The 25,499-nt window shown below is 65.3% G+C and carries 24 protein-coding genes; 18 read left to right on the top strand and 6 right to left on the bottom strand.

Annotation, left to right across the window (positions count from 1 at the left end; translation table 11 throughout):
- The first annotated feature begins 29 nt into the window (after positions 1-29).
- Positions 30-1,202 carry an MFS transporter gene (locus ACH82I_RS10230; protein ID WP_413332351.1) on the top strand — a complete coding sequence of 391 codons (1,173 nt, stop codon included), beginning with the start codon at positions 30-32 and terminating at the stop codon, positions 1,200-1,202.
- Positions 1,199-1,540 carry a DUF1330 domain-containing protein gene (locus ACH82I_RS10225; protein ID WP_413332349.1) on the top strand — a complete coding sequence of 114 codons (342 nt, stop codon included), beginning with the start codon at positions 1,199-1,201 and terminating at the stop codon, positions 1,538-1,540. The genes ACH82I_RS10230 and ACH82I_RS10225 overlap by 4 nt, the downstream gene beginning before the upstream one ends.
- 16 nt (positions 1,541-1,556) lie before the next feature.
- On the opposite strand, the gene ACH82I_RS10220 is transcribed toward ACH82I_RS10225, so the two are convergent.
- Entirely contained in the window at positions 1,557-1,685 is a 129-nt protein-coding gene (locus tag ACH82I_RS10220; RefSeq protein WP_413332347.1) for a hypothetical protein, read from the bottom strand.
- Between the two features lie 115 nt (positions 1,686-1,800).
- Here ACH82I_RS10220 and ACH82I_RS10215 point away from each other — a divergent pair, with 115 nt between their 5' ends.
- The 7 genes from ACH82I_RS10215 (at position 1,801) to ACH82I_RS10185 (ending at position 9,436) form a co-directional block, all read left to right on the top strand.
- Entirely contained in the window at positions 1,801-2,964 is a 1,164-nt protein-coding gene (locus tag ACH82I_RS10215; protein ID WP_413332344.1) for an acetyl-CoA acetyltransferase, read from the top strand.
- Positions 2,964-4,595 (top strand): AMP-binding protein, encoded by a 1,632-nt coding sequence (locus tag ACH82I_RS10210; protein WP_413332342.1) that lies wholly within the window; start codon positions 2,964-2,966, stop codon positions 4,593-4,595. Before ACH82I_RS10215 ends, ACH82I_RS10210 begins: the two co-directional genes overlap by 1 nt.
- Positions 4,592-5,434 (top strand): SDR family NAD(P)-dependent oxidoreductase, encoded by an 843-nt coding sequence (locus ACH82I_RS10205; RefSeq protein WP_413332340.1) that lies wholly within the window; start codon positions 4,592-4,594, stop codon positions 5,432-5,434. Before ACH82I_RS10210 ends, ACH82I_RS10205 begins: the two co-directional genes overlap by 4 nt.
- A 73-nt stretch (positions 5,435-5,507) precedes the next feature.
- Positions 5,508-6,533: a DctP family TRAP transporter solute-binding subunit gene (locus ACH82I_RS10200; RefSeq protein WP_413332338.1), complete on the top strand. Its 1,026-nt coding sequence runs from the start codon at positions 5,508-5,510 to the stop codon at positions 6,531-6,533.
- A 1-nt stretch (position 6,534) separates the two neighbouring features.
- Entirely contained in the window at positions 6,535-7,068 is a 534-nt protein-coding gene (locus ACH82I_RS10195; protein WP_413332336.1) for a TRAP transporter small permease, read from the top strand.
- Positions 7,065-8,585, top strand: coding sequence for a TRAP transporter large permease (locus tag ACH82I_RS10190; RefSeq protein ID WP_413332334.1), 1,521 nt, complete (start codon positions 7,065-7,067; stop codon positions 8,583-8,585). The genes ACH82I_RS10195 and ACH82I_RS10190 overlap by 4 nt, the downstream gene beginning before the upstream one ends.
- 83 nt (positions 8,586-8,668) lie before the next feature.
- Positions 8,669-9,436 (top strand): SDR family NAD(P)-dependent oxidoreductase, encoded by a 768-nt coding sequence (locus ACH82I_RS10185; RefSeq protein WP_413332331.1) that lies wholly within the window; start codon positions 8,669-8,671, stop codon positions 9,434-9,436.
- Positions 9,437-9,478: 42 nt separating this feature from the next.
- Here the strand turns inward: ACH82I_RS10185 and ACH82I_RS10180 are convergent, their stop codons facing one another.
- The 3 genes from ACH82I_RS10180 to ACH82I_RS10170 all read right to left on the bottom strand — a co-directional run bounded on the left by ACH82I_RS10180 (position 9,479) and on the right by ACH82I_RS10170 (position 12,056).
- Positions 9,479-10,411, bottom strand: a complete 933-nt coding sequence (locus ACH82I_RS10180) for a PCC domain-containing protein (RefSeq protein ID WP_413332328.1) — start codon at positions 10,409-10,411, stop codon at positions 9,479-9,481.
- Entirely contained in the window at positions 10,408-11,313 is a 906-nt protein-coding gene (locus ACH82I_RS10175; RefSeq protein WP_413332326.1) for an IclR family transcriptional regulator, read from the bottom strand. The genes ACH82I_RS10180 and ACH82I_RS10175 overlap by 4 nt, the downstream gene beginning before the upstream one ends.
- A 128-nt stretch (positions 11,314-11,441) precedes the next feature.
- Positions 11,442-12,056, bottom strand: a complete 615-nt coding sequence (locus tag ACH82I_RS10170) for a TetR/AcrR family transcriptional regulator (RefSeq protein WP_230745409.1) — start codon at positions 12,054-12,056, stop codon at positions 11,442-11,444.
- A gap of 99 nt (positions 12,057-12,155) precedes the next feature.
- On the opposite strand from ACH82I_RS10170, the gene ACH82I_RS10165 reads away from it, so the two are divergent.
- Positions 12,156-12,800 carry a hypothetical protein gene (locus ACH82I_RS10165; RefSeq protein WP_413332325.1) on the top strand — a complete coding sequence of 215 codons (645 nt, stop codon included), beginning with the start codon at positions 12,156-12,158 and terminating at the stop codon, positions 12,798-12,800.
- On the opposite strand, the gene ACH82I_RS10160 is transcribed toward ACH82I_RS10165, so the two are convergent.
- On the bottom strand, positions 12,801-13,721 hold the full coding sequence (locus ACH82I_RS10160) for a LysR family transcriptional regulator (RefSeq protein WP_413332323.1): 921 nt from the start codon (positions 13,719-13,721) through the stop codon (positions 12,801-12,803).
- Between the two features lie 139 nt (positions 13,722-13,860).
- On the opposite strand from ACH82I_RS10160, the gene ACH82I_RS10155 reads away from it, so the two are divergent.
- Complete coding sequence (locus ACH82I_RS10155; RefSeq protein ID WP_413332321.1) at positions 13,861-15,366, top strand: M20/M25/M40 family metallo-hydrolase; 1,506 nt, start codon at positions 13,861-13,863, stop codon at positions 15,364-15,366.
- The gene (locus ACH82I_RS10150; RefSeq protein WP_413332319.1) at positions 15,363-16,655 is read left to right on the top strand and encodes an MFS transporter; all 1,293 of its coding nucleotides are present in this window, start codon (positions 15,363-15,365) and stop codon (positions 16,653-16,655) included. The genes ACH82I_RS10155 and ACH82I_RS10150 overlap by 4 nt, the downstream gene beginning before the upstream one ends.
- Positions 16,656-16,714: 59 nt before the next feature.
- Here ACH82I_RS10150 and ACH82I_RS10145 read toward each other — a convergent pair whose 3' ends face one another.
- Entirely contained in the window at positions 16,715-17,413 is a 699-nt protein-coding gene (locus ACH82I_RS10145; protein WP_413332317.1) for a YoaK family protein, read from the bottom strand.
- Positions 17,414-17,646: 233 nt separating this feature from the next.
- Between ACH82I_RS10145 and ACH82I_RS10140 the strand changes: the two genes are divergently transcribed.
- Genes ACH82I_RS10140 through ACH82I_RS10115 form a run of 6 tightly spaced genes read left to right on the top strand, consistent with a single transcriptional unit; the run spans position 17,647 to position 25,395 of the window.
- A complete protein-coding gene (locus ACH82I_RS10140; protein ID WP_413332315.1) occupies positions 17,647-19,281 on the top strand; it encodes an ABC transporter substrate-binding protein in 1,635 nt (544 codons plus the stop codon).
- The gene (locus tag ACH82I_RS10135) at positions 19,278-20,234 is read left to right on the top strand and encodes an ABC transporter permease (RefSeq protein WP_230745399.1); all 957 of its coding nucleotides are present in this window, start codon (positions 19,278-19,280) and stop codon (positions 20,232-20,234) included. The genes ACH82I_RS10140 and ACH82I_RS10135 overlap by 4 nt, the downstream gene beginning before the upstream one ends.
- A complete protein-coding gene (locus tag ACH82I_RS10130) occupies positions 20,231-21,145 on the top strand; it encodes an ABC transporter permease (protein WP_230745398.1) in 915 nt (304 codons plus the stop codon). The genes ACH82I_RS10135 and ACH82I_RS10130 overlap by 4 nt, the downstream gene beginning before the upstream one ends.
- A gap of 2 nt (positions 21,146-21,147) precedes the next feature.
- Positions 21,148-22,971 carry a gamma-glutamyltransferase family protein gene (locus tag ACH82I_RS10125; protein ID WP_413332313.1) on the top strand — a complete coding sequence of 608 codons (1,824 nt, stop codon included), beginning with the start codon at positions 21,148-21,150 and terminating at the stop codon, positions 22,969-22,971.
- On the top strand, positions 22,971-24,668 hold the full coding sequence (locus tag ACH82I_RS10120; RefSeq protein ID WP_413336753.1) for a dipeptide ABC transporter ATP-binding protein: 1,698 nt from the start codon (positions 22,971-22,973) through the stop codon (positions 24,666-24,668). The genes ACH82I_RS10125 and ACH82I_RS10120 overlap by 1 nt, the downstream gene beginning before the upstream one ends.
- Positions 24,661-25,395 carry a GntR family transcriptional regulator gene (locus tag ACH82I_RS10115; RefSeq protein ID WP_230745395.1) on the top strand — a complete coding sequence of 245 codons (735 nt, stop codon included), beginning with the start codon at positions 24,661-24,663 and terminating at the stop codon, positions 25,393-25,395. Before ACH82I_RS10120 ends, ACH82I_RS10115 begins: the two co-directional genes overlap by 8 nt.
- Positions 25,396-25,499 lie beyond the last annotated feature (104 nt).

Here is a 25,499-nt window from a genome sequence, read left to right as displayed (position 1 = left end):
CAATCGTCCCGAGGAAGGTAGGCCGAACGATGCCGAGCTGGCTGATTGCGCTGTTGGCTGCCGCATTCGTGCTCTACACCGATGACTATGTGATCGCGGGAATTCTGCCGGAGATCTCCAGCGATCTGCAGGTGTCCGAGGGGCAGGCGGGGCAGCTGGTGACGGTGTTCTCCCTGACCGTCGCCGTCGTTGCACCTGTCGCGGCGGTCGTGCTGGCTCGTCTTCCGCGGCACAGGCTCATCACCGGCGCTCTCCTGGTCTTCATTGCGGCGAACGGCCTGGCGGCAGTCGCGCCGTCCTTCGGCGTGCTTATGGCAGTGCGAGTGCTGGCGGCAGTTGCGGCGGCAGCTGCGACTCCCGCGATCTTCGCCTTCGCCGCCCGCCAGGCACCGGCCGGGAAGGCAGGACGCTATCTTGCCGTCGTCTCCTTCGGGGTGACGGGCTCGATCGCGGCCGGAGTGCCCATCGGCGCCTGGATCGGCGGCACTTTCGGCTGGCGGGCGACGTTCGCGGTCATGGGGTTGAGCGGCGTGCTGGTGGTGCTCGCGATCCTCGTCGCTGTCCCGCGCGGCCAGGAGCACGACAGGACGCTCGGACTGCGTGAACAGCTGAGCATTCTCCTGCAACGGCCGATCAGCCTGTGTCTGATCGCCAATTGCTCGCTGATGACCGGATCGATGATGATGCTCACATATCTGGCGCCTTATCTGGCGACGGTATCCGGCGCGGAGGTCGAGGAGCGTGCGCTCGCATTCGGTCTCGCCGGCGCAGCGGGATTCATCGGCATCTGGCTCGGTGGGACGGCCGCCGATCGATGGGGAGCCGACCGTGCGCTGCTGTTCGGAATCAGTGCGATCGCCGTCGCGATGATCGTGCTGTGGCTGATCTGGTTCGGTCGGCCCGTGCCTCTGCCCATCGTTCTGGTGGCGACGACCGTCTGGGGAGGCATGGCGTTCTGGAATGCTCCGGCGATCCAAGTGCGGCTGACCTCGTTCGCCGGCCCGTTGGCGGGGCAGGCGCTTGGGCTCAACACCTCGGGAACCTATTTGGGAGTCTCCTGCGGCGCAGCGATCGGTGGGCTGGCACTTGCCGAGCTCGGTGTCGGTGCCTTGCCTCTCATCTCGGCCGCTTTCGCCTGCGGGGCGGTCCTCCTCCTCGCCTGTGCACGACACGATTCGATGAAGGGAAACCACGCTCCATGACTGCCTATGCGATTGCGCATCTCCAAGAAGCCGAACCACATCCGGACATCGCCGAATACATCGAGCGAATCCCCGACACATTCTCGCCCTTCGGCGGCCAGTTCCTCGTTCATGCCGCTGCGCACGAAGTCAAAGAGGGCAGCTGGCCGGGGCACGTGGTGATCATCGGGTTTCCGGGCATCGACGACGCCCGGAGGTGGTGGGACTCACCGGCCTACCGACAGATCGCGCCGCTGCGCTCACGCCATATCGCCAGCGACATCATCTTCGTCGCAGGCGTATCCGCGGACTACGACCCATCCGGGACCGCACAGGCGATCCGCGACTCTCTGGAGTGAGGCTGGTAATTCGTCGTCAGGCAACGCGCAGCTCGAAAAAGTCGTCACCAGCGACGACCTTTTCGAGCTGCACGTTGATTGAGGCGGCCGAGCGTTCGCGAGGGTGGTGAAACGGCGTCTGCACCGGCGGCGCGATCGCCGGCATTCCTCGTTCCATATCGTGGATCTGCGTTGACCGCTGACTGGGACCGCCGACAGGATGACAGCAAGAGTTACTGTCGACCTTCCCACCCCGGTGTGGGGGACCCGAAGGAGTGTCCATGCCCAAGCCTGCGATCATCGGCTGGTCCCACGGAAAGTTCGGTCGATCCGAAGCGCCGCTTCCTCAGATGATGGCCGATGTCGCCCGTAACGCCATCGCCGAGGCGGGCCTCGAACCATCCGACATCGACGTCATCCACGTCGGCGTCTACAACAACGGACTGTCCAAGCAGGGCTTCGAGGCCGCACTCCCCGGCACCGTCTTCCCCGAACTCTCCCTCACCCCGGCGCACCGACACGAGAACGCCTGCGCCACCGGTTCCACCGCCGTCTTCGCCGCCCACGACTCCATCGCCGCCGGCCGGCACCGGACCGCCCTGGTCATCGGTGCCGAACGCATGACCCACGTCTCCGGCCACGACGTCAACGAAGTCCTCCTGACCGCCAGCTACCGGGAAGAGGAAGAGCACTTCAAATCCTTCGCCGGAGTCTTCGGAGAGATCGCCAGGCAGTACTTCGACCGCTACGGCGACCACTCGGAGACCCTCGCCCGAATCGCCGCGAAGAACCACGCCAACGGCTCACACAACCCACTCGCCCACATGCAGCGCGACCTCGGCTTCGACTTCTGCAATGCGGTCTCGGAGAAGAACCCCTACGTCGCCGAACCCCTGCGCCGCACCGACTGCTCGATGGTCTCCGACGGAGCGGTCGCCCTCGTCATGGCCGCCGAGGATGTCGCCGCCTCGGCTCCCCGGGCCGTGACCTGGCGCGGCGTGGGCAACGCCAACGACGTTCTGCCCCTGTCCCGACGCGATCCTCTGGAATTCGCGGGAGCTCGCCGTGCCATGACTCAGGCCCTGAAACAAGCAGGCATCGGCATCACCGAACTCGACCTCCTCGAGACCCACGACTGCTTCACCATCGCCGAACTCCTCGAATACGAGGCCTTCGGCCTGGCCGAACCCGGTCAGGGCCATCGCCTCCTCGACGACGGCACCACCGCCGCAGAAGGCAGACTCCCGGTCAATCCCTCGGGCGGGCTCAAAGCCAAAGGCCACCCCATCGGCGCCACCGGAGTCTCGATGCACGCGCTCGCCGCCGCCCAGCTCACCGGCCGCTCACCCGGAATCCAGATCGAGTCGCCCGAACTCGCAGGAGTGTTCAACATGGGCGGTGCCGCTGTCTCCAACTTCGCCTCGATCCTCGAGCGTGCACGCTGATGCGGGCCATCTCGCAAGCCTCGCCGGCCAAGGACTTCACCCCGACCCCGCGCCGCGGCGTCAACGTCTCCCGCTTCCTCACCCAGACCGCCCGCCGGATCCCCGAGCACACCGCGGTCATCGACGACGACCACGGTCAACGCTGGACCTGGAAGGACCTCGACGACCGAGCCGAAGCCCTCGCCCGCACCCTGCAGGCCAGTGGCGTCGGCCGACGCGACACCGTACTCCTCGTCTCCGCCAACCACGCCGAGGTGATCCAGTCCTTCTGGGGCATCATCCGCGCCGGCGCCGTCATCGCCCCGCCGAACGCGGCCCTGTCGACCGAAGAGCTGCTGAACATCAGCGCCGACGTCGCCCCCGCGGCCATCATCGTCGACCGTGCACATGAGGAATTCGTCGAGGCTCTGCAGAGCAATGGTTTCACCGGAAGTGTGCTCTGGATCGGCGAGCTGCCCGAGACCGCCGCCGAGGATCGGGCCTCGGCCGAGACAAAGACCGGCGACTTCGCGGTCGAAGAGGACGACCCCTGCTGGTACTTCTTCACCTCCGGATCCACGGGCAAACCCAAGGCCGCGACATTCACGCACCGCCACCTCGGCGCGGTGCTTTCGAACCATCGCTGCGATCTCTTCCCCACAGAGGATGAGAACGGAGCATCCCTTGTCCTCGCGCCGCTCTCTCACGGAGCCGGCATCCATATGCTCGCTCAGGTCTTCGGCGGCACGCCCTCGGTCATCCACCCCGGCGGCAAGGTCGACCCGAGCACACTGTGGACCTCGATCGACGGATACGGGATCACGAACGCCTTCACCGTGCCGACCATCCTCAACCGGATCGTCGCAGGCTACCCTGTCGATCGCGGGCCGAACGACCATTCCCTCAACCGGGTCGTCTACGCCGGAGCCCCGATGCTTGCCGCCGATCAGGCCCGAGCGCTCGAGCGGCTCGGCCCGTGCCTCGTCCAGTATTTCGGGCTCGCCGAGGTGACCGGAGCGATCACGGTGCTGCGGCCCGAGGAGCACGGACGGATCCCAGTCGACTCCGCCGGCATCGGCACCTGCGGGCGCGCCCGCACCGGAGTCGAAATCGTCATCCTCGACGAAGCCGGCAACGAATTGGCACCCGGTGAACAGGGCGAGGTCTGCGTAGCCGGACCCACCGTCTGCGCCGGCTATCTCGGCCGCCCCGATGCCAACGCCGAGTCTTTCGCCCACGGCGTCTTCCACACCGGTGACGTCGGCTACCTCGACGAGCGGGGGTTTCTGTTCCTCACCGGCCGGAAGTCCGACATGTACATCTCCGGCGGGTCGAACGTCTACCCGCGCGAGATCGAAGAGCTGCTTCTCACCGACGCCGAGGTGGCCCAGGCCGTTGTCGTCGGCGTGCCCGATCCGCAGTGGGGAGAGATCGGCATCGCCATCGTCGAGCCGACCGGTGCCGTCCCGGATGCGACAGCCTGCGATGCTGCGAGCGAGCGGCTGCGCGCCCTGTGCAAGTCGACGCTGGCGGCCTACAAGGTGCCCAAGGAGATCCACTTCGTCGAAGAGATGCCGGTGACCGCCTATGGCAAGATCGCCCGCAAGGAACTCAAGACCGAATACTCGGCAGGCAGAGGGAGCGCACGATGAGCGATCTGGATGGCAAGGTCATCATGGCCATCGGCTGCGGAACACCCGACGGGCAGATCAACAACGGGTTCGCCGCAGCACAGGCGTTCCTGGCCGCCGGGGCGAAGGTGTGCATCGTCGACCGCGACCCCACGGCTCTCGAACACGCACGTGCGGTGGTGGGCGAGGCGAACGCGAGGTCGGACAGCCTCGGCGAGGCCGGCGACCCGGCAGGACGGGTGACCACGGCCGTCGCCGACGTCGCAGATGAGGACTCCCTGGCCGCGGCCTTCGACCGCTGCGCGCGGACCTTCGGCGAACCCACGGTGCTCCACTACAACGTCGGCATCGTCGTCAACGGCGGACTCGACTCCCTGGAGACGGCGGCCTTCGCCAAGGCCCTTGACATCAACCTCACCGGGGCGTTCGCCGCGATGAAGCAGGCGCTGCCGTACATGCGGCGGGCCGGTGGAGGCTCGATCATCACCGTCTCTTCGGTCGGCGGCATGCGCTATATGGGCTATGACTATCCGGCCTACGCGGCGTCGAAAGCCGGACTCATCGAACTGACGAAGGTGATCGGAGCCCAGCATGCTGCGGAGGGAATCCGTGCGAACTCGATCGCCCCGGGACTGATCGAGACCCCGCTCATCCACAATTCGATCAGCGGCCACTACGGCTCGGTCGAGGAGATGCTCGCCGAACGCAATGCTCTCTCGCCGACCGGAACGATGGGCAGGCCCGAGGACATTGCGCGTCTCGCGGTGTTCCTCGCCTCCGACGATGCGGCCTACATCAATTCCACCCTGATCCCGGTCGATGGGGGACTGACCCACTATGCGGGTCTGCCGAAACGGTGAAGGTGCCGACGACCGCACGCTGATGTGACACGACGATAAGAGAAGAGTGAAGGAGGCAATGGTGCCGACGACGATGACGAAGAGAGCTGTGCTCGGCTGTTTAGCCGCGCTGATGGCTCTCGTCCTGGCCCTGAGCGGGTGCGGGACGAATTTCGGCACCACCGATGACGGCAAGCAGCGGTATCGGTGGAAGATGACCGTGACCACGGGCTCGACGAGCACGTGGTACCTCGCCGCCGAGAAGTTCGCTGCCGACCTCGAGAAGGAGACCGACGGCCGCATCACCCTCAAGGTCTTCGGCAACGAACGCCTCTCCGCCGGAGAAGCCACCGCCGGAGTCGAGCAGCTCATGGACGGGGCGAAGGACTTCTCCTACAACTCGCCGATCATCTACGCCGGCGTCGACCCGCGCTTCGGCGCGGTCACCGCTCCGTTCATCTTCGATTCCGTCGAGGACGGGCAAGAGGCCCTGGCCGGTGAGGGCGGCCAGGTCTATGCCGACTACCTGTCCGAACGCGGCGTCCACCTCCTCGGCTTCGGGGAATCGGGGATGCGACAGCTGACGAACACGCACCGCCCCATCCACACTCCGGAAGATCTGCACGGGCTGAAGTTCCGCATCCCCGGATTCGGTCTCTACACCGATCTCTATCGGACCCTCGGCGCCAACCCGACGACGATGCCCTTCGGTGAAGTCTTCACCGCGCTGCAGCAGGGGGCCATCGACGGGCAGGAGAACCCGATCGACGTCATCTACTCCTCCAATCTCCAGGAGGTCCAGCCCTACCTCACGCTCTGGAACTACTCCTACGACCCGCTGGTCCTCGGCATGAACGAGAAGCTCTTCGATTCTCTCAATCAGGAGGATCAGGAACTCGTCGGTCGGTTGGCCGCGGATGCCAATGAGTTCCAGATCCAGAAGAACCGTGACGGCGAAGCCAAGCTCATCGAGGAGCTCGAAGCCGCCGGCATGGAGGTCAACGAACTCAGCGATGCGGAGAAGGATGAGTTCCGCGAGGCTCTCAAACCTATCTACAGCGAATACCGCAAGGTCTGGGGCGATGACATGTCCCGGGCATTCATTCCGGAAGGACTCTGAGATGAGAATCGTCAGATGGTTCGAAGACTGGGTCGTGATCCTGTCGTTCATGGTGATCGTCATCGTCACCTTTATCAATGTCCTCTCCCGCTACATCTTCCAGTCCTCGCTGGCCTTCACCGAGGAGATCACGATCAACCTCCTCGTCGTCCTCACGATGATGGGAGCGGTCGTCGGAATCCGCCTCGGCGCGCATCTGGGCTTCACCTACCTGGTGGAGAATGCGAAGGCCACGACTCGACGCACCCTGATCCTGGTCAGCACTGCGCTGATGATCGTCTTCCTCGCCGTGCTGCTCATCTGGGGCGGGGAGATGATGATCAATCAGGCGATCCGCGGGCGGGCGACGCCGTCGCTGGGCTTCCCGCAGTGGCTGTTCACCCTCTCGATTCCGCTGGCCGGGCTGCTCGGAATCATCCGCAGCATCCAGGCCGCCCGAGAATCGCTCCACCAGGACACCTCCGCCGAGGCGGTCGCTGAGCGGCTTGCACAGGAGGCCTCACCGGTCATCGACGAACAAGGAGACCGCGCATGATCGAGCTGCTGCTGTTCGGAAGCTTCTTCCTGTTCCTCGCCCTCGGCATCCCGGTGGCGTTCTCCCTCGGGCTGTCTGCAGTCACCGTGCTCATCACCACCGACGGGCTGCAGGTCCTCGACGTCGTGCCCTCGGTCATGTTCCCGTCGATGAGTTCGGGCACCCTGCTCGCGATCCCGTTCTTCGTCCTCGCCGGCATCATCATGCAGTACACCGGCATCTCGCAGCGACTCATCGACCTCGCCTTCATCGTCTTCGGACGATTCAGCCACGGTCTGGCGGCGGTGACGATCATCTCCGCCTTCTTCTTCTCCGCCATCTCCGGATCGGGGCCGGCCACGGTGGCCGCGATCGGTGCGATCCTCATCCCCGCGCTGGTCCGCAACGGCTATGCGAAGAAGCACGCGATCTCCCTCGTCGCCGCCTCCGGTTCGATGGGGATCGTCGTGCCGCCGTCGATCGCGTTCATCATCTTCGCCGTCGTCGCCTCCGAATACGGGTCGATCTCGATCTCGCGGCTCTTCATCGCCGGCATCGTGCCGGGCATCATCATGGCTGCGGCGTTCTTCATCGCCGCCCTCTTCGTGCCCCGGGTCCGTGACCTGGCCGGTCTGCCGGTGAAGTCCGGGCGCGAGCCGCGATCGGAGACCACCGGCGCCGAGGCGAACGCAGCGTCAGCCGGGGACGGGGCGAGCGCCTCGGCGGGGACGTCCGGGACACGAACCCTCACCTCGACGGGATCGGGCGGCACCCGTCACCCCGGCACCCGTCACCCCGGCACCGGTCACCCCGGCAGCGGTGACGGGCCGGTCCCGGCCCCGACGGACACCGTAGACCCGAACGGGGGACTCGCGGAATTCCTCGGCCTGCTGGTCAAGGCGATCCCGGGTCTGCTCATCCCCGTCATCATCCTCGGCGGCATCTACGGCGGGATCTTCACACCCACCGAGGCGGGTGCCGTGGCCTCCGTGTTCGCGCTGGCCGTCGGCATCTTCGTCTACCGCGAACTCAAGTGGACCGATCTGCCGAAGGTGTTCCTCGAGTCAGGTGTCTCGACCGCGGTGATCATGTTCATCGTCGGGGTGGCCAGCCTGTTCTCCTATGTCATCACCGTCGAAGGCGTGGCCGACCGGGTGTCGACGGCGGTACTCGGAGTCACCGACAACAAGTTCGTCATCCTCGCGGTGATCACGATCATCCTCCTCATCGTCGGAGCATTCGTCGACGCGATCAGCGCCTTCTACCTCTTCATTCCGATCCTCGTGCCCATTCTGATCGGCGTCGGGGTGGACATGACGACGATCGGCGTATTCATGACCGTCAACCTCGCCATCGGCCTGTTCACTCCACCGGTGGGGCTCAACCTCTATGTGGGTGCCGGGATCGGAAAGGCGAGGCTCGAAGATGTCGTGCGGGGAATCCTGCCGTTCCTCATCTGCGCGATCATCGCCCTGCTGCTCATCACCTATATTCCGGCGATCTCGAACTGGCTGCCTGACATCCTCGGCGTGGGGTAGGCGACGCCCGCCCCGACCCCTATCCGATTTCGGGTCATCACGATTACCACCCGACCCGCCCTACAATCTCGATCAGGAGAATCATGGAACCCTATCTGCTTGCGAACACCTCGGTCCTCGTCACGGGTGCTGCCCAGGGCATCGGTCTGGCCATCGCCTCGGCGCTGGCGGTTCGCGGCGCCTCGGTCGGCATCGTCGACCTCAAAGGCGCCGAGGCTGCGGCCGAGAGCCTGACCGCACAGTTCCCGAACCAATCGTTCGCCGGCTACGAACTCGATGTCAGAGACGCCGAGGCGGTCACCGGGGCCGTCGCCTCTTTCGTGGCGGAATTCGGAAGCATCGATGTGCTCGTCAACAATGCCGGCACGGCGGCCCGCATCGGCATCGACGAGATCACGGCCGGGCAGTGGCAGCGTGACCTCGACACCAACCTCGGCGGGACCTTCAACTTCATCAAGGCCGCCGTGCATCCGCATATGCTCGATGCTCAAGCGGGCGCTATCATCAACATCTCCTCGATCTCGGGAATCAACGGCGGTGCCGTGTCCGAGGGTGATGCGGGAGCCCGGTCCGGACCCGCCTATGCCGCGAGCAAGGGCGGAATCATCGCCCTGACCAAATGGGTGGCGAAGGAATACGGCCGCCGGGGCATCCGCTGCAATTCGGTGGCACCAGGCCCGGTGGAATCCGCCCTCACCGTCGGTCAGTCCTACGACACTTCGGGCCAGGCCATCGACCGGATGGGAACGCCGAGCGAGATCGCCGAGGCGGTCGCCTACCTGGCCAGCCCGGGTGCGTCGTTCACGACCGGGCAGATCCTCCGCATCGACGGCGGGGCAGTGATGTCCTGAGGGCGGCCAGCGTCGTGAGTCTGGTCAGTGCCGTGAGTCTGGTCAGCCGAGGCGGCGGACGAAGAGTTCGAAGGTCACGGCCACCGGATTCGCGCCCGGTGCGAGCTCTCCGCTGTGGACCACGCCGTCGACATCGACGACCTCGGCCTCCAATCGCAGCTGCGGATCGTCGCCGTCGGCTCCGGACACGGTCCCGGCCAGGTGGGTGAACTCCACGGCCGGCCACGGCGCGGTGCCGTCGACCAACACCGCGCCGGTAGTGCTGCCCAGGCTCGCAGACACCTCGGCGGAGGCGAATCCCGCCGTCCGGCAGACGGCGATGACCGCCTCGTCGAGGATCTCGCCGGGGCGGACCCGGGAGACCACGGCGTCGGGGGAGTCGACCACCTGTGCGGGCGTTGACTGTGCGGGCTGTGGGGCGAAGGCCGAGAAGCCGGTTTCGGGATCGACCTGGCTGAGCAGCCGCGCATCGGCAAGAGCGTTCACCCGCAGATTTAGGCCTGCCGGCCCGACGAGAGTCCCGGGCAGCAGATGGCCGCCCCTGACCTGCCCGCCGGCGTCCGTCCACGAGGCGTGGATGTGGGCGAACGGGGCGCCGTCCTTCGTCCCCACCGTCGCCGAGGCGCGGCGCAGCCGGTTCGGACCGGCGACGTCGATGTGGTCGGTGAAGGACATCGGATGCGCGGCGTCGGGACCATAGGCCGGGTGGACATAGGTGGTCCGTCCGAACTCGCCGCTGCGGAACTCCACCATGAGGCCCTGCGTCCCGGAGGAATCGAGGCATCCGGTCAGGGCCTCGAAGAGATCGCGTCCCTCTGCGAGTTCGATCTCATGCACCGTGTTGTCGGAGGGTACCGATACGATCCTCGGCGACTGCCGAGGCCCCGCGTGGATGACGGGCTCGCCGGGGCGGTCGAGAGGGTAGTCGGGAATCCGGGTCGATGTTGCAGCGCTGGGTCCTCGCACTTCGCTCACGCTTCGTCACCGGTCTGCTGAGGGTCTGCGGTCAGGGCATCGACGATCACAGTCGCCTCGTGGTGGAGCAGCTGCGCGAGCTCGAAGACTCGGGTGCCGCTCATCCTCTCCTCGATGCTCGCCACGGACAGAGCGGCACGGGGCTTTTCGCCGGGGACTCTGATCGGCACGCCGATCGCCCAGGAGCCTTGGGCGAAGAGACCGGGATTGTGGACGAATCCGTCGTGCCTGCCCCGACGGACGATTGCCCTGAGCGCCGGAACCGAGGTGTGGGGATACCGTTCGACGATGATCCGGGCGTTGGCGTCGAAGGAGGCGTCCACCTCGGCGTCGGTGAGCTGGGACATGATCGCCAGGCTGCCGGCGCCGATGCCCAGAGGATGACGATCGCCGACCGACAGGGCGTTGTTGAAGATCTCACCGAAACCGTCCTCTCTCCGCGCACAGATCGAATAGCTGCCGGTGCGCAGGGTGAGGAAGATGGTGTCCTGGGTGAGGTCGGCGAGACGGAGCAGGCTCGACTCGGCTTCGGCGACCAATGGGTCGACGGATGTTCGCGCAAGCTGGCCGAGGATCTGAGACTGCACACCGAGGCGGTATCCGCCGTCCTCGCTGCGTTCGACATAGCCCATCGCGATGAGGGCGTGGAGCATGCGGTGGATGCTGGCCTTCGGGCGACCGCTGATCGCGGCGATCTCGTTGAGGGGTGCCCCGTCGGAATGCTCGCTGGCGATGAGGCCGACGAGGTTGAGCAGAGAGAGTGCGCGCTGGATGCTCTGAGCGCCGGTACCGGGATCGAGATCATCGACGGCATGAGCGACGTTGAACGATGCGGAACGGCGCACGATCCTCCCGCGCATCCTCACCCGGTCGAGATCTGTCCGTTCAGCTCCATTGCCCATGTCCCGATTATCCGGGGAGTCAGCGCCCGGGAGAAGCGCGATCCATGATGTGGAACGGCCGCAACGGCCATGGTGGTCGCCTGTGCCAGCGGTGGGGAGACCGCTGGTTCTGACGCAGCTGCGGCGATTCAGCCCCAGGCGTTCGGCCCCAGGGCCGATTCGACGGCATGGCGGAGGACCTGCGTCTCGGCGGCGAGGATGTCGCCGGTCCCCGGCAAGGCGCGTCTGAGCGAGAGCCCGTCGAGGACCGTGTTGAGGAGGCGGGCCGAGGCGGCGACCTCGGATTCTGCCAGGTACCCCTCTTCGGCGAGCACACTGAGCCAATGTTCGACGCGGAGGCGACCACTCTCCATCATCGCCCGGTAGGACTCTTCGACCTCGGCGCTCGGTTCAGGGTCGATGAATGTGCGCACCAGTGTCTCGAACGCCTTCCGGGCGTCTGCTCCCGTTCCCATCGGCGCGAGCACCTGACGCAGGCAGGCCAGCAGCCTCTCGCCCGCAGGCAGTGACCGGTCATGGATCGGATCATCCGAGGCCACGGTGTCGTAGACGACCTTCATCACTTCCGACTTCAGCGCGAACTGAGTGGGAAAGTGATATCTCAGCGAACCGACGCTGACGTCCGCTCGCGCCGCCACGGCCCGCACGCTCAGCGGGGCGGCCGGATCCTCGCCGAACATGGTGACTGCGGCTTCGACGACGCGGCTGCGTGACGATCGGCCTCGTCTGTTCTGCGTGACCAAGAGATACCGCCCTTCCGTATTTCTGATACATCGTGCTATTCTATCAGCGAAGCGAATCAATACGGTGTATCAAAAATCTGAGTTCGACCGAGGAAAACGATGTTCTCTGAGTGGAAGACCCGTCGTGCTGCCAAGCGCGTCCAGCCCGGTACCGGTCGACCGTTGAAGCCGTTCCGGTGGTGGCAGCAGCTCGGTCGCGCCCTGTTCTATCTGCCGGCAACGCCGGCGAGCCCCGAGTACGCCGTCGATGTCCCTCACTGGGGGAATCACGGGTCGGGCGAGGTGAAGGCCCACCTCTACCGCGACGGTCGCCACCATGCCGAGTCCAAGGTGCCGGCCGTCTTCTCGGTCGAATCCGGGCGCATCGAGGTCGCCACGAGCGCATTCGGGCTCAAGCGATGCCACCTCGTCGCCGCCGACGGGCGAGACGCCACCCTGGTTCCTGATCGGCGCTCGGCGGAAGGGCGCCGGCTGAATCTGCAGCGGGCCCGCCCCGCGCTGAGCAGACTGATCGGCGTCCTGTCAGTGTTCATCCTCCTGGGCGGGGTCGCGCTGCTGGCGCTGCAGCTGATTGACGCCCTCACCGACGTCCCTCCGATCGCCGAATCGATCGGTGACTTCACCTCACCCGTCCGACTTCCGCTGTGGCTGAATATCGGAGTGGGTCTGGTGACGGCGATGGCCAGCACGGAACGGGCGCTGCGCTTGCGCTACCACTGGCTTCTCGATGCGGCGGGGAACTGATCAGACGGGATACCTGCGAGGGCGGAGGTGCGTGCGCAGCGCCTCGATCATCTGCTCGAGCCCCACCGACTCCCTGCGCGGGTCGGCGGCGAGGATCTGAATATAGCGGGAGTCGATGCCGGGGTCGTCGATCGCCACCGCGACGCAGCCGAGATCATCGAGATTCGCCGGAATCGTTCGCTCCGCCATCATCGCGATCATCGATGTGCCCACGGCCGAGCGGATCTGGAGGATCGGGCAGGTGCACTCCAGTACCGGCGAGAACACCTGCCCCTGGGCGCGAACGGCCTGCTCGATGCGCATCCGCGAGGTGTTGCCCGCCGGCAGGGTGGCGATCGGATACTCCGCGATGTCGCGGATGAAAAGACTGGAACGCTCGCTGAGCGGGTGGTTCCGGTCGAGCACGGCGAAATTCCTGGCCTCGATCTGGTCGATCTTTCTCACGCCGGGGATCTCGGCCAAATCATGACCGGAGATGGAGAAGTTCACGCAGAGGTCGGCCTGCCGGTTCTTCAGCACCTGCATGGCCTCGAGGGAAGCCCGGTCGATCACCGACACCTGCACGCGATCGGTGGTGCGCATCACGTCGTTGATCGCATCGGCGACGACCGTCTGTCCCAAACCGGTCGACGTGACGATCGTGATCGTCTCCACCTCTCGGGAATAGTCACCGAAGGAATCGGAGAGCAGCTCGGATTCGGCGATGGTGCGGCGGGCGAAGTCGGCGACGGCCAGACATTGAGCAGTCGGGGTGACGCCCGAACTCGAGCGGTCGAAGAGGGTTGTGCCGAAATGGGCCTCGAGGGCTCGAATCTGCCGGCTGGCCGTCGAATGCGAGACGAACAGGGCCCTGGCCGCCAGGTGAATGGAGCCGTATTCGACGACGGCGAGCAGCGTCGCGAGGCTGCGGATGTCGGTCACTGTGTTGGTCCTCTTCTGTCGGTGTCATCCCAGGCTAAGTGGGTGGTGCACCGAATGCACCACCTCGGTGCAGGATCCGCACCCGGTGGTGGACGGATTCAGCTGTTCGGTGCCCGCGGATTCCGGGATGCTGGCACGCATGACCAGAGATATCACCGGCCGCGAGGAAGCGGCAGAAGGCACAGGAGCCGGTCGCGAAGTCACCCGCGGCGAACTCACCGAGGTGGCGGCGGAGTTCGTGCGCAGCGATCACTTCTTCGATCGGCTCGCTCGCCGAGTCGCCCGGCGCACCGAGAGTCAGGCAGCGGGCGGAGGAGAGTCCGCCGAGGCGTATCTCAGCGAGGAGATCGTCCCGGAGCTCGCCGAACTCGGATTCGAGTCGACGATCTATGACAACCCCGAATCAGATGAGCATCCTCTGCTCATCGCCACTCGCACCGAAGGCCCGGATCTGCCGACCGTCCTGCTCTACGGTCACGGGGATGTGCAGTTCGCCCACGACGACCAATGGGCGGAAGGCCTCGACCCATGGGTGCTCACACGAGACGGCGACCGGCTGTACGGGCGAGGCAGCGCGGACAACAAGGGCCAGCACACGGTCAACACCGTGGCACTGCGCACGGTGCTCGAGCGCATCGGCGATGGCTCACCGGCTGCCGCGAGACTCGGATACAACGTGACGGTGCTGATGGAGACCGCCGAAGAGGCGGGTTCGAAGGGGCTGAGGTCCTTCGCCGCCGCACACGCCGACGAGCTCGCAGCCGATCTCTTCCTCGCCTCCGACGGCCCACGTCTGGCCGCCGACCTCCCCACCCTCTTCCTCGGTTCCCGCGGTGCCCTCAACTTCCGCCTGCTCGTCCATGAGCGCGACGGTGATCACCACTCGGGGAATTGGGGCGGCAAGCTGCGCAACCCGGCGACCGTCATCGCCGCGGCGATTAACACGCTGGTCGACGGCAACGGGGTCATCCGAATCCCGGCGCTGCGCCCCACCGACCCACCCGCCTCGGTGCTCGAGGCTGTCGCGAAACTCCCCGAGGTCGCCGAAGCCGGAGCTCCGGAAGTCGACCCCGACTGGGGCGAGCCCGGACTGAGCCCGGCCGAGCGAGTCTTCGCCTTCAACGTCATCGAGGTACTCGCCCTCGACGCCGGCACCCCCGCTCAAGTGGTCAATGCGATCCCGGGAGCCGCCTCGGCGACCCTGCAGCTGCGTTTCGTCGTGGGCACCGATGTCAGCGACTTCGAGAATCGGGTCGGGTCCTACCTCGAGGAACAGGGCATCCGCGGGGTCGACGTCGAGTTCGAGCACTGCATGCCCGCCACCCGGCTCGACCCCGGTTCTCGGGTCGTGGCCGCGGCGGCCGAATCGATCAGGGCGACGACCGGAGTCGAGGCGGCCATCGAACCGAACCTCGGCGGGACGATCCCCAACGACGTCTTCGCCGAGGTGCTCGGCCTGCCGACCGTGTGGGTGCCGCACTCGTACCCGGGCTGCAATCAGCATGCTCCGAACGAGCATGCGCTGTCCTCGATCCTCGAGCAGGGTGCCCAGATCATGACCGGAATGTTCTGGGACATGCGGGAGAATCCGGATGACTGGTTCACCTCGAAGGAGGCCTCTTCGGCCCTTGGGGGTGCACAGTGACTGACACCGTTCACGATCGGACGACGACGGGTGCGCCGGTGAAGTCCTGGAAGGTCATCACCGCCGCCTCGGTGGGCAATGCCCTCGAATGGTATGACATTTCGGTCTACGCCTACTTCTCCGTCTACATCTCCGTGGCGTTCTTTCCCTCCGAGAGTCACGCGGTCTCGGTGATGCTCGCGCTGGGCACCTTCGCCCTCTCGTTCTTCATCCGTCCGGTCGGGGCGATCGTCCTCGGCAGCTTCGCCGACCGGCGCGGTCGCAAACCGGCATTGACCCTGACGATCTGGCTGATGTTCCTCGGTACGCTGATGATCGTGCTCATGCCCCCGGCCCACGTCATCGGCTTGGCCGCACCGCTGCTCATCCTTCTCGCCCGGCTCATTCAGGGCTTCGCCGCGGGAGGAGAGTTCGGCTCAGCGACCTCGCTGATGGTCGAGCACCTGCCCGAGCGGCGCGGTTTCGCCGCGAGTTGGCAGTTCGCCTCGCAGGCGATGTCGACGATCCTCGCCTCGGTCATCGGAGTTGCGCTGACGACAAATCTCAGCCAGGAGCAGCTCGAAACCTGGGGGTTCCGTCTGCCGTTCATCGTCGGGCTGCTCGTCGGTCCGGTCGGCCTCTATATCCGGAGACATGTTCCCGAATCTCCCGAATTCACCGCGGTGCAGGCCGAGAAGCCGAAGGAGACCGCTGCCATCGGCGGCATCCTTCGGCATCACAAACTCGCTGTGGTGCTGGCCATCGGAGCAATCGCGGTTTCGACCTGCCTCAACTACTTCATCACCTACGTCCCGACCTACGCCGTGGACAACCTGGGTATGACGAGTTCCGCGGGGTTCTGGGCGACGCTCGTCTCCGGAGGTGTGCTGCTTCTCTTTACTCCGATTGCGGGCTACTTCTGCGACAAGGTCGGCAGGCTGACGTTCATGCTTCCGGCGGCTGTCGCCGTGATGGGACTGACCTGGGTGCTCTTCACCTGGGTGGTCGCGGTCAATGCGCTGTCCGTGCTCATCGTGGTCGTTGCGATCTTCTCCATTCTCAAGGCCGCCTACTACGGTCCGCTGGCCAGCGTGATGGGAGACATCTTCCCCACCGAGGTGCGCGGGACCGGGCTGTCTCTGGGCTACAACGTCGGGGTTGCGGTCTTCGGCGGACTCACGCCTCTCGTCGCGGCATGGTTGATCGGCATGACCGGCGATGCGAAGGCACCGGCGTATTGGGTGCTGCTCGCCGGTGCACTGAGCGTGTCGGCGATTCTAGTGGTGTGGAAGAAGCTCGGCGTCCGGTGAGATGTCGGGCGAGCGGATCAGGTGTTCGAGGCTGTGCCTGAAGCCTTCGACGCTGGGACTCAGGCGTTCGAGGCTTCCGGTTCGGCCGCCTCGGCGAGGGTCCGCTTCTTCGCTCCGCGGTGGCCGATGATGGTGACGATGGCGATCGCCACGGCCACCATGGAGATGCCGATCCACTGATTGATCAGGAGAGTCGCACCGCCGGCCAGGGCGCCGATGAGGATGAGGGCGACGGCGAGGGCGCGGCGGATCCAGCGGACGCTGTCACCGCCGGCCAGCCGCGAATCTGAAGCCAGGCCGACGATCGTCGAGGTCACGACCACGGTGGTGACGTCGGCGATCTTCATCTTCCTGGCGGCCGCGGCCTGGGCGCCCATCAGCGCCGAGAGCGCCGAGGTGAAGACCGTCCCGGTGAGGCCGACTTCGGGGTCGGGCACAAGTGCGACATAGACCGAGAGCGCGGCACATCCCGCGGCCACGATCGAGAAGATCATTGTGGTGCGCCGATGCCAGCCCTCGCCGATGTCGCCGAGGATCCGACCCGACAGCGCCGCCCCGAGCATGAAGAAGACCAGTGCCAGCGCCGGACGAAGGACGGGCACCCCCTCGGCGCCGGCCAGACCCATGCCGAGGATGACCACGTTTCCGGTCATGTTGCCGGTGAAGACCTTGTCGAAGCCGAGGTAGCCGATGGCGTCGACCATTCCTGTGGAGAACGTCAGCACCAACAGCATGGCGAGGTCGAGTCGTCGTGTCATGGCAGTCCCTTCCTGGGGGCGGTTCGGTGCCCGTGCGTGTGGCTGGTGAGTAGCCCGATGGTGCTCGGTCCTGCGTCCCGGCAGTCGGTCACTCAATCGAGAGTGCGGCGAGGTCGCCTCTCCGCAGGGTCCCAGTGTTCAAGAAATTCTCAGAGGTTGTATACAAAACGTTAAGCAAGGACTAAATTGTATGCAAATAACGATCTGGTGCGGAATGTGCGTCGGATTCTGAGATGATCGGCGAAACGGGAGTTCGTGTGAAGAGACGGATACTTGCGGTGCTCACCAGCGTCGCCCTCCTCGCCGGGTGCGTACCGGTGCAGACCTTGGCAGAGCCCCCGGAACGCCCCGACGTGAAATCGGTCGAGGCAGACCCCTCGGCGTTCGAAGACGGTGGGAATCTGGTCATGGCCCTCTCCTCCGAACCCGACCGACTCGACCCGACGACCTCGTCATCGCTCTACACTCGCTACGTCATGCAGACGATGTGCCAGAAGCTCTACGACATCGACGAGAACGGTGAGATCACACCGATGCTTGCGACGAAACTTCCTGAGATCACGGACGACGGGAAGACCGTGCGAATTCCCGTCCGAGACGGTGTGAAGTTCGCCGACGGCACTGACTTCGATGCCGAGGCGGTCAAGACGACCATCGAACGGGGGTTGAACCTGGAGGAGTCCTCGCGTGCCGCCGAACTCGGGCCGATCAACTCGGTGACGGCAATCGACGATGAGACTCTCGAGGTCACCTTCGACCAGCCATTCGCCCCGTTCACCGCGGCACTGGCGGACCGGGCAGGCATGATCATGTCCCCGAAGGCGCTCGACGAGGAGGGAGACGACTTCGGAGACAATCCGGTCTGCGTGGGTCCCTTCAAGTTCGAGAAGCGCATCGCCCAGACGTCGATCAAAGTCGTCAAGGACCCCAACTACTATGATGCGGACAAGGTCCATCTCGACTCGATCACCTATCAGATCATGACGGATGCGAATATCCGTGCAGCCAATATCCGCTCCGGTGATGTGCAGGTCGCGGACACGATCTCACCTCAGGACATCGACGCTCTCGACGAGGAGACCGGAATCGGACTCCTGCAGTCGAACTCCCTGGGTTATCAGGGACTGACCGTCAACATGGGCTTCGGAGACAATCCGGAGAACTACGAATCCCCATTGGGGCAGGATCCGAAGGTGCGCAAGGCGCTGTCCATGGCCATCGACCGCACGGCATTGGTCAATACAGTTTTCAACGGCTGGTTCTCTCCTGCCTGTTCGGGAATCGCTCCCGACAGTCCCTTCGCCACCGATGCCAGCAACGACTGCGTGGACTACGATCCCGAAGGTGCCAAGCAGCTCCTCGAAGATGCGGGAATAGAGCTGCCGCTGAAGGTGAACATGAAGGTGTCGAACACACAGGACACTCTTCGGTTCGCTCAGGCGGTCCAAGCGGCGACCAAGGAGGCAGGATTCGACATCTCGGTCCAGCCGATGGAGTACACGGCTCTCCTCGACGCCCAAGACCGCGGCGACTACGAACTGCTCCAGCTGGGATGGTCCGGACGCGTCGACCCGCACGGCAACCTCTACACCTTCCACTACCCGGGGGCCGGCAACAACGTCACCGGAGTCGACGATGACGAACTCAGCGATCTGCTGACCAACGCGAGTGAGTCCACCGATGAGAGCGATCGAGCCGAGCTCTACGGCAAGGCCTCACAGAGGATCGGCGAAATCAACTCGATCATCTACCTCTATCGGCAGAAGAACCTCACCGCCTACACCGAGGACGTCGCAGGAATCGACGTCTACTCCGACGGAGTCGTCCATCTCTCCGAAGCAGGGTTCCTGAAGGAGGATCAGCGATGACTCGGTTCGTGCTCACAAAGATCTTCCACGCGATCATCACCTTCGTGCTCTCCGGAATCGTCATCTTCTTTGGTGTCCGCCTCTTGCCGGGTGATCCGGCGTTGGCCATGGCCGGCGAGGAGGCAACGCCCGAAAGACTCGATGCGATTCGGGCCGACCTCGGCCTCGACCAGCCGCTGCTCGTCCAGTTCTTCAAGTTCCTCGGCTCCATCCTCACCGGTGACCTCGGGGAATCGACTCGCACCGGACTCGCGGTGACAGAGATGATCGCCACCACCTTGCCGGTCACTTTGTGGCTGTCTCTCTATGCGATCGTCGTTGCGGTCGTCGTCGGCATCGCCCTGGGCATGGTGGCCGAACGCTTCCGCGGCCGTTGGCCGGAGTTCGGCAGCAACTTCGTCGCGCTGCTCGGACTGTCGGTGCCGAACTTCTGGCTCGGTCTCCTCGCCATCCTGGGCCTCGCCGTCGGTCTCGGGTGGTTCCCAGCCTCGGGCTACGTCGACGTTCTCTCCGACCCGATCCGCGGCATCTACTACCTCACGCTGCCTGCGGTCATCCTCGGTACGAGTCTCGCCGCAGTCATCACACGTCAGACCCGAGCTTCGATGATCGAGAGCATGGGCACCGACTATGTGCGCATGGCCCGGGCGAAGGGCCTGTCCCGACCGCGAGTGCTCTTCCGCTACGGACTGCGCAACTCGCTCATCGTCCTCGTCACGATCGTCGGGCTGCAGTTGGGCGGTCTGATCTCCGGAGCCGTGGTCACCGAACGGATCTTCGCCCTCCCCGGCCTCGGCAAACTCACGCTCGACGCTGTCTTCTCCCGCGACTACCCGGTGATTCAAGCCGTGGTCCTCGTCATCACCGCCTCCTACATTCTCATCAACCTGGCCGTCGACATCCTCTATTCGGTCATCAACCCACAGATCCGCGTGAGCGAGGATGCCTCATGACCACACCCATCGTGACCAACACCGACAAGAACACGCAGGGACTCGATCCCGAATTCCAGGCTTCGAACAATCGCACGTGGTGGCTGCTGCGCTCGATCCTGTCCACTCCGCTGGGACTCATCGGTTCGATCATGGTCGCCATCGTCCTCGTCATCGGAGTGTTCGCACCGCTCATCGCCCCCTACGGATTCGCCCAGACGAACTTCGAGGTGCCTTTCCAAGTGCCCGGCACGATCGGCTACGTCTTCGGCACCGACGATCTGGGCCGTGACATCCTCTCCCGCCTGGCCTTCGGGGTCCGCGCCTCCCTGCAGGTGGGTCTCCTGGCGGTGGCACTGGCAGTGGTCGTCGGAACCCCGCTGGGTCTCCTCGCCGGCTACTTCCGGGGACTCGATTCGATCATCTCCCGACTCACGGATGTCACTCTGGCGTTCCCGTTCCTCATCATCGCTGTCGGACTGGCGGCCATCTCCGGGCCGAGTCTGAGCAATGCCGCAATCGCTCTGGGAATCTCCCAGGTACCCACGATGATCCGAGTGGTCAGAGGTGAGACGATGCGCCTGAAGTCGGCGGATTTCGTCAACGCGGCCATCGCCACCGATGCCTCCAAGGCGCGAATCCTCGGCATGCACATCCTGCCCAATGCCGCCTCGGCGATCATCGTCCAGGCTACCGTCATCATCCCGACCGCGGTCATCGGGGAATCGATGCTCTCGTTCCTCGGGCTCGGCATCCAGCCGCCCTCGCCCAGCCTGGGCATCATGCTCTCCGACGCACAGCAGTACATTTTTCGTGCACCGTCGACCGCACTGTTCCCAGGCCTGGCGATCCTCTTCATCTGTCTGGCATTCAACCTCTTCGGTGATGCCCTGCGCGACGCCCTCGACCCCAATTCGAAGAAAGGACACTGACCTTGTCATTCACCGCACCCGCGACCCTCACCACTCGTCCCACCCTGGAGGGACACTTCGGCATGGCCGCGTCCACCCACTGGCTCGCCACCGCAGCCGCCCAAGCGGTGCTCGAACGTGGGGGCAACGCCTTCGACGCCGCCGTGTCCGGAGCGTTCCTGCTCCACGTCGTCGAGCCGCACCTCAACGGCCCGGGAGGTGACATGACCGGGGTCTTCGCCACCGCCGAGGATCCCGCCCACCCGCAGATCATGATGGGACAGGGCCCGGCACCGGCAGCCGCGACGATCGAGCACTACCGCAGCGAAGGTCTCGACATGGTCCCCGGAGCCGGAGCGCTCGCCGCCACGGTCCCGGGCGCCGTCGACTCCTGGCTCAACCTCCTCGAACACCACGGAACCTGGGAGCTCACAGACGTTCTCGAGTTCGCGATCGACTATGCGGAACACGGCCACCCGGTTCTCGCTCGTGTCATCGGCACCATCGAACGCGTCCAGGAGCTATTCACCGACCATTGGACCACCTCGGCGGCGCAGTGGATGCCGGACGGACGGATCCCGAAAGTCGGCGAACTCGTCTACAACCGCCCCTACGCCGAGGTGCTCAGACGACTGATCGCCGCAGGTGAGAAAGCGGATGACGGCACAGGTCCCGAGGGACGGGCGGCTCGGATCCAGGCGGCACGCCGGGAATGGAAGTCAGGATTCGTCGCCGAGGCGATCGCAGGGTTCGTCGCCACCCCGCACCGGCATTCGACCGGAGGCGATCACGCCGGGGTGATCACGGTCGAGGACATGGCGGGCTTCGACGCCGGATTCGAGACTCCGGTGACCGTGGACTTCCGCGGATTCCAAATCGCGAAGATCGGAGCCTGGGGTCAGGGTCCGGTCCTGCTGCAGACGCTGAAGATCCTCGAAGGCTTCGACGACGATCGTCTCGACCCGTCGACCGAGATCGGTGCCCACACCATCCTCGAGGCGCTCAAGCTGGCGATGGCCGATCGCGACACCTACTACGGCGACAGCGAGGTCGACCTCGAGTGGCTGCTCAGCGAGAAGTACGCGGCGAGCCGGCGTCTCCTCATCACCGAGGAAGCCTCACACGAGTTCCGGCCGGGTGCCACACGGGAGGGCGCGGCACCGGCCTTCACCCCGCCTCTCGTGCCGGAAGGCGCGGACAGGGAGGCGCTCATCAAAGCCGGAATCGGTGAGCCGACGGTGCAGAAGAACGGAGTCAACAACGGCGACACCTGCCACATCGACGTCGTCGACCGGTGGGGCAACATCATCTCCGCCACCCCCTCGGGCGGGTGGCTGCAGTCCTCGCCGACGATCCCGGAGCTCGGGTTCTGCCTCGGCACCCGCCTGCAGATGGTGTGGCTGGACAAGACATCACCCTCGGCACTGATTCCGGGCAAACGGCCTCGCACCACTCTGACTCCGACTCTGATCTCGAAGAACGGCCAGCCCGTCATCGCACTCGGCTCGCCGGGCGGGGACCAGCAGGAACAGTGGCAGCTGCTGATGGTCCTGCGCATGCTCGTCGGCGGATACGCGCCTCAGCAGGCCATTGATGCCCCGGCCCTGCACACCACAGCACTGGCGGGTTCTTTCTGGCCCCGCACCTGGGTTCCGGGAGGAGCGGTCGTCGAGGATCGCCTCGGCGAGGATGTCATCAACGGACTTATCAACCGCGGCCACGCCGTGACGAAGGCTGGGGACTGGGAGCTCGGGCGCCTGTCGTGCGTGACGAGGGATCCGGCGACAGGGAAGCTCACCGCGGGGGCGAATCCGCGCGGTGCCCAAGGCTATGCGGCGGGACGATGATGAACGAGCAGGCGAATGCCGACCGGGCAGGCGATGAGTTCGTGCTCGAGGTGTCCGGTCTCGAAGTCTCTTACGAAACCCCGGTGCTCCACGACGTCGGATTCACCCTCGAGCCGGGGGAGCGCTTGGCCCTCGTCGGACAGTCGGGGTCCGGCAAGTCGACGACGATCGGCGCGGTCCTCGGTCTCCTGCCCGGTGCCGGGCATGTCAGCTCCGGATCGGTGAAGTACCGCGGTGAGGATCTGGTCAGAGCTGACCGGCAGCGACTGCAGTCGCTGCGCGGACGGTCGATCGCACTTGTCCCACAGGACCCGATGGCCAGTCTCAACCCGAGCATGCGAGTCGGCGACCAGATCGCCGATGCGCTGCGGACCTACGGGATGAAAGAGACCGCCGAGGTGACCCGCAATGTCGTACGGCTGATGACCGAAGCCGGAATTCCGGACGCAGAGGCGAGGCGGCGGTCCTATCCGCACGAGTTCTCCGGCGGCATGCGCCAGAGGATCCTCATCGCCATCGCCCTGTCCGGCGAACCCGACCTCATCATCGCCGACGAACCGACCTCGGCCCTCGATGTGACTGTGCAGAAGCAGATTCTTGATCATCTCGCCGATCTCGTCGCCGAACGCGGTACCTCACTCCTCTTCGTCACTCACGATCTGGGCGTGGCCGGGGAGAGGACCGACACGATCCTCGTCATGCACGAGGGCCGAGTCGTCGAACGCGGCGCGCCTGAACAGGTTCTCGGCGATCCGCAGCACGAGTATACGAAGGCACTGGTCAAAGCTGCGCCGAGCATCGTGTTCGAGCGGCCTGCCGCGACCGTTGCGGAGGTAAGGCAGGGGGCCTTTGGCGGAGATCCGACGAACGATGCCGGCCGAGAGGAATCTTCCGGGGAGGCGGCGGCCACCTCGGCGAATGTGTTGGAGGTCAACGACCTGCACAAGGTCTACCGACTGCGCGGTCGCGGTAGGGAGGTCTACGCGCTCAAGGGCGTGAGCTTCACAGCCAAACGCGGCAAGACGACCGCGGTGATCGGAGAGTCCGGCTCGGGAAAGTCGACGATAGCCAAGATCGTGCTGGGTCTGGAGAAGGCCACCAGCGGGGAGGTCCTCGCCGACGGCCGCAATGTCGATGCCACATCTCGGGCGGAGCGAAGCATCCTGCGTCGTTTCAGTCAGCCGGTCTTCCAGGACCCATTCTCTTCGCTCAACCCGATGTGGAGCATCGAGCGGATCATCCGCGAACCACTCGACGTGTTCGCGATCGGGACTCGTCGTCAACGAACGGCGAAGGTCAGGGAGGTGCTCGACCATGTGGCGCTTCCCGAGTCAATGCTCGAGCGGCGGCCTGCCGATCTGTCCGGCGGTCAGCGCCAGCGGATCGCCATTGCCCGCGCACTCATCAGCGAGCCCGAGCTGCTCATCTGTGATGAAGCGGTGTCCGCCCTCGACGTCCTCGTCCAGGAGCAGATTCTCGATCTGCTGCGGGATCTGCAGTCGGGATTGGGCGTGAGCTGCCTGTTCATCACCCACGATCTTGCAGTTGTCGCGAACTTGGCCGACGATGTTGTAGTGATGAAGAGTGGAGAGATCGTCGAATCCGGTCCGACGAGGGACGTCATCGACCGTCCGAGTGCGGTCTACACCCAGAAGCTTCTGGCGGCCGTGCCCGGATCCGGTCTGCTCAATGTCTGACCCTTCTCAGACGGGGGCCTCTGCCACCGGGGCCGCGGCTGCGACCTCCTCGACAACTTCCAGCAGCGTCAGCGTCGGGACGAAGATCCGCCAGGACATCATCACCGGGACCCATGCTCCGGGCAGCAAGCTGCGCGAAGCTGCCTTGGCCAAGCAGTATGCGGTCTCTCGGATTCCCGTACGGGAGGCTCTGCGCTCTCTCGAGGCGGAAGGGCTGGTGGAGTCGAGGCCCTACAGTGGGTCGATGGTTGCTCCGTCCCCGGTTGAGGACGCCGAGGATCTGTTCGAGATCCGCATCGTCCTCGAATCCGCGACCGCCAAGAGGGCGGCGAAGCGATCGGCCGAGCAGAGCAGCGGCGCGGCCCCGGATGACCGATGGCACGGCGTCCGCAAGGAGATCAGCGACATCCTCGCCGAAGGCGATGTCGTCATCGAGCAGGAGCGCTACGAGGATTTGGCGGTGCTGAATATGCGCTTCCACTTCGCCGTGGCCGAACTCAGCGGCAGCGTCTCCTTCATCAGCCTGCTGCGGCAGATCTCGGGCAAGATCGAATGGCTCTACTCGCTCAACGTCACCCGCCGCGGCCCGCAGGCCTGGCCGGAGCACCGCGAGATCATCGCGGCCATCGACGCAGGCCAGGAGGCGAAGGCCGTCGAGGTCATGGCCCGCCACGTCCGCCGCAGCCGCGACTCCTACTTCGCCATGATGGCGGAAAAGACTCCCTGACCTCGCGCCAGCTCCACGTATTGTCGCCGTGCAGCCGCTTCGCGCCAGTTCCAAAATACCTCGCGGGGGCTGAGCTACCTGGCGCCAGGTAGCTCAGCCCCCGC

The sequence above is a fragment of the Brevibacterium sp. GP-SGM9 genome (assembly GCF_047300845.1).
In the GTDB taxonomy this organism is placed as follows: domain Bacteria; phylum Actinomycetota; class Actinomycetes; order Actinomycetales; family Brevibacteriaceae; genus Brevibacterium.
Note: the sequence above shows the minus strand (reverse complement) of the source record. Positions and strands in the feature narration are given on the sequence as shown.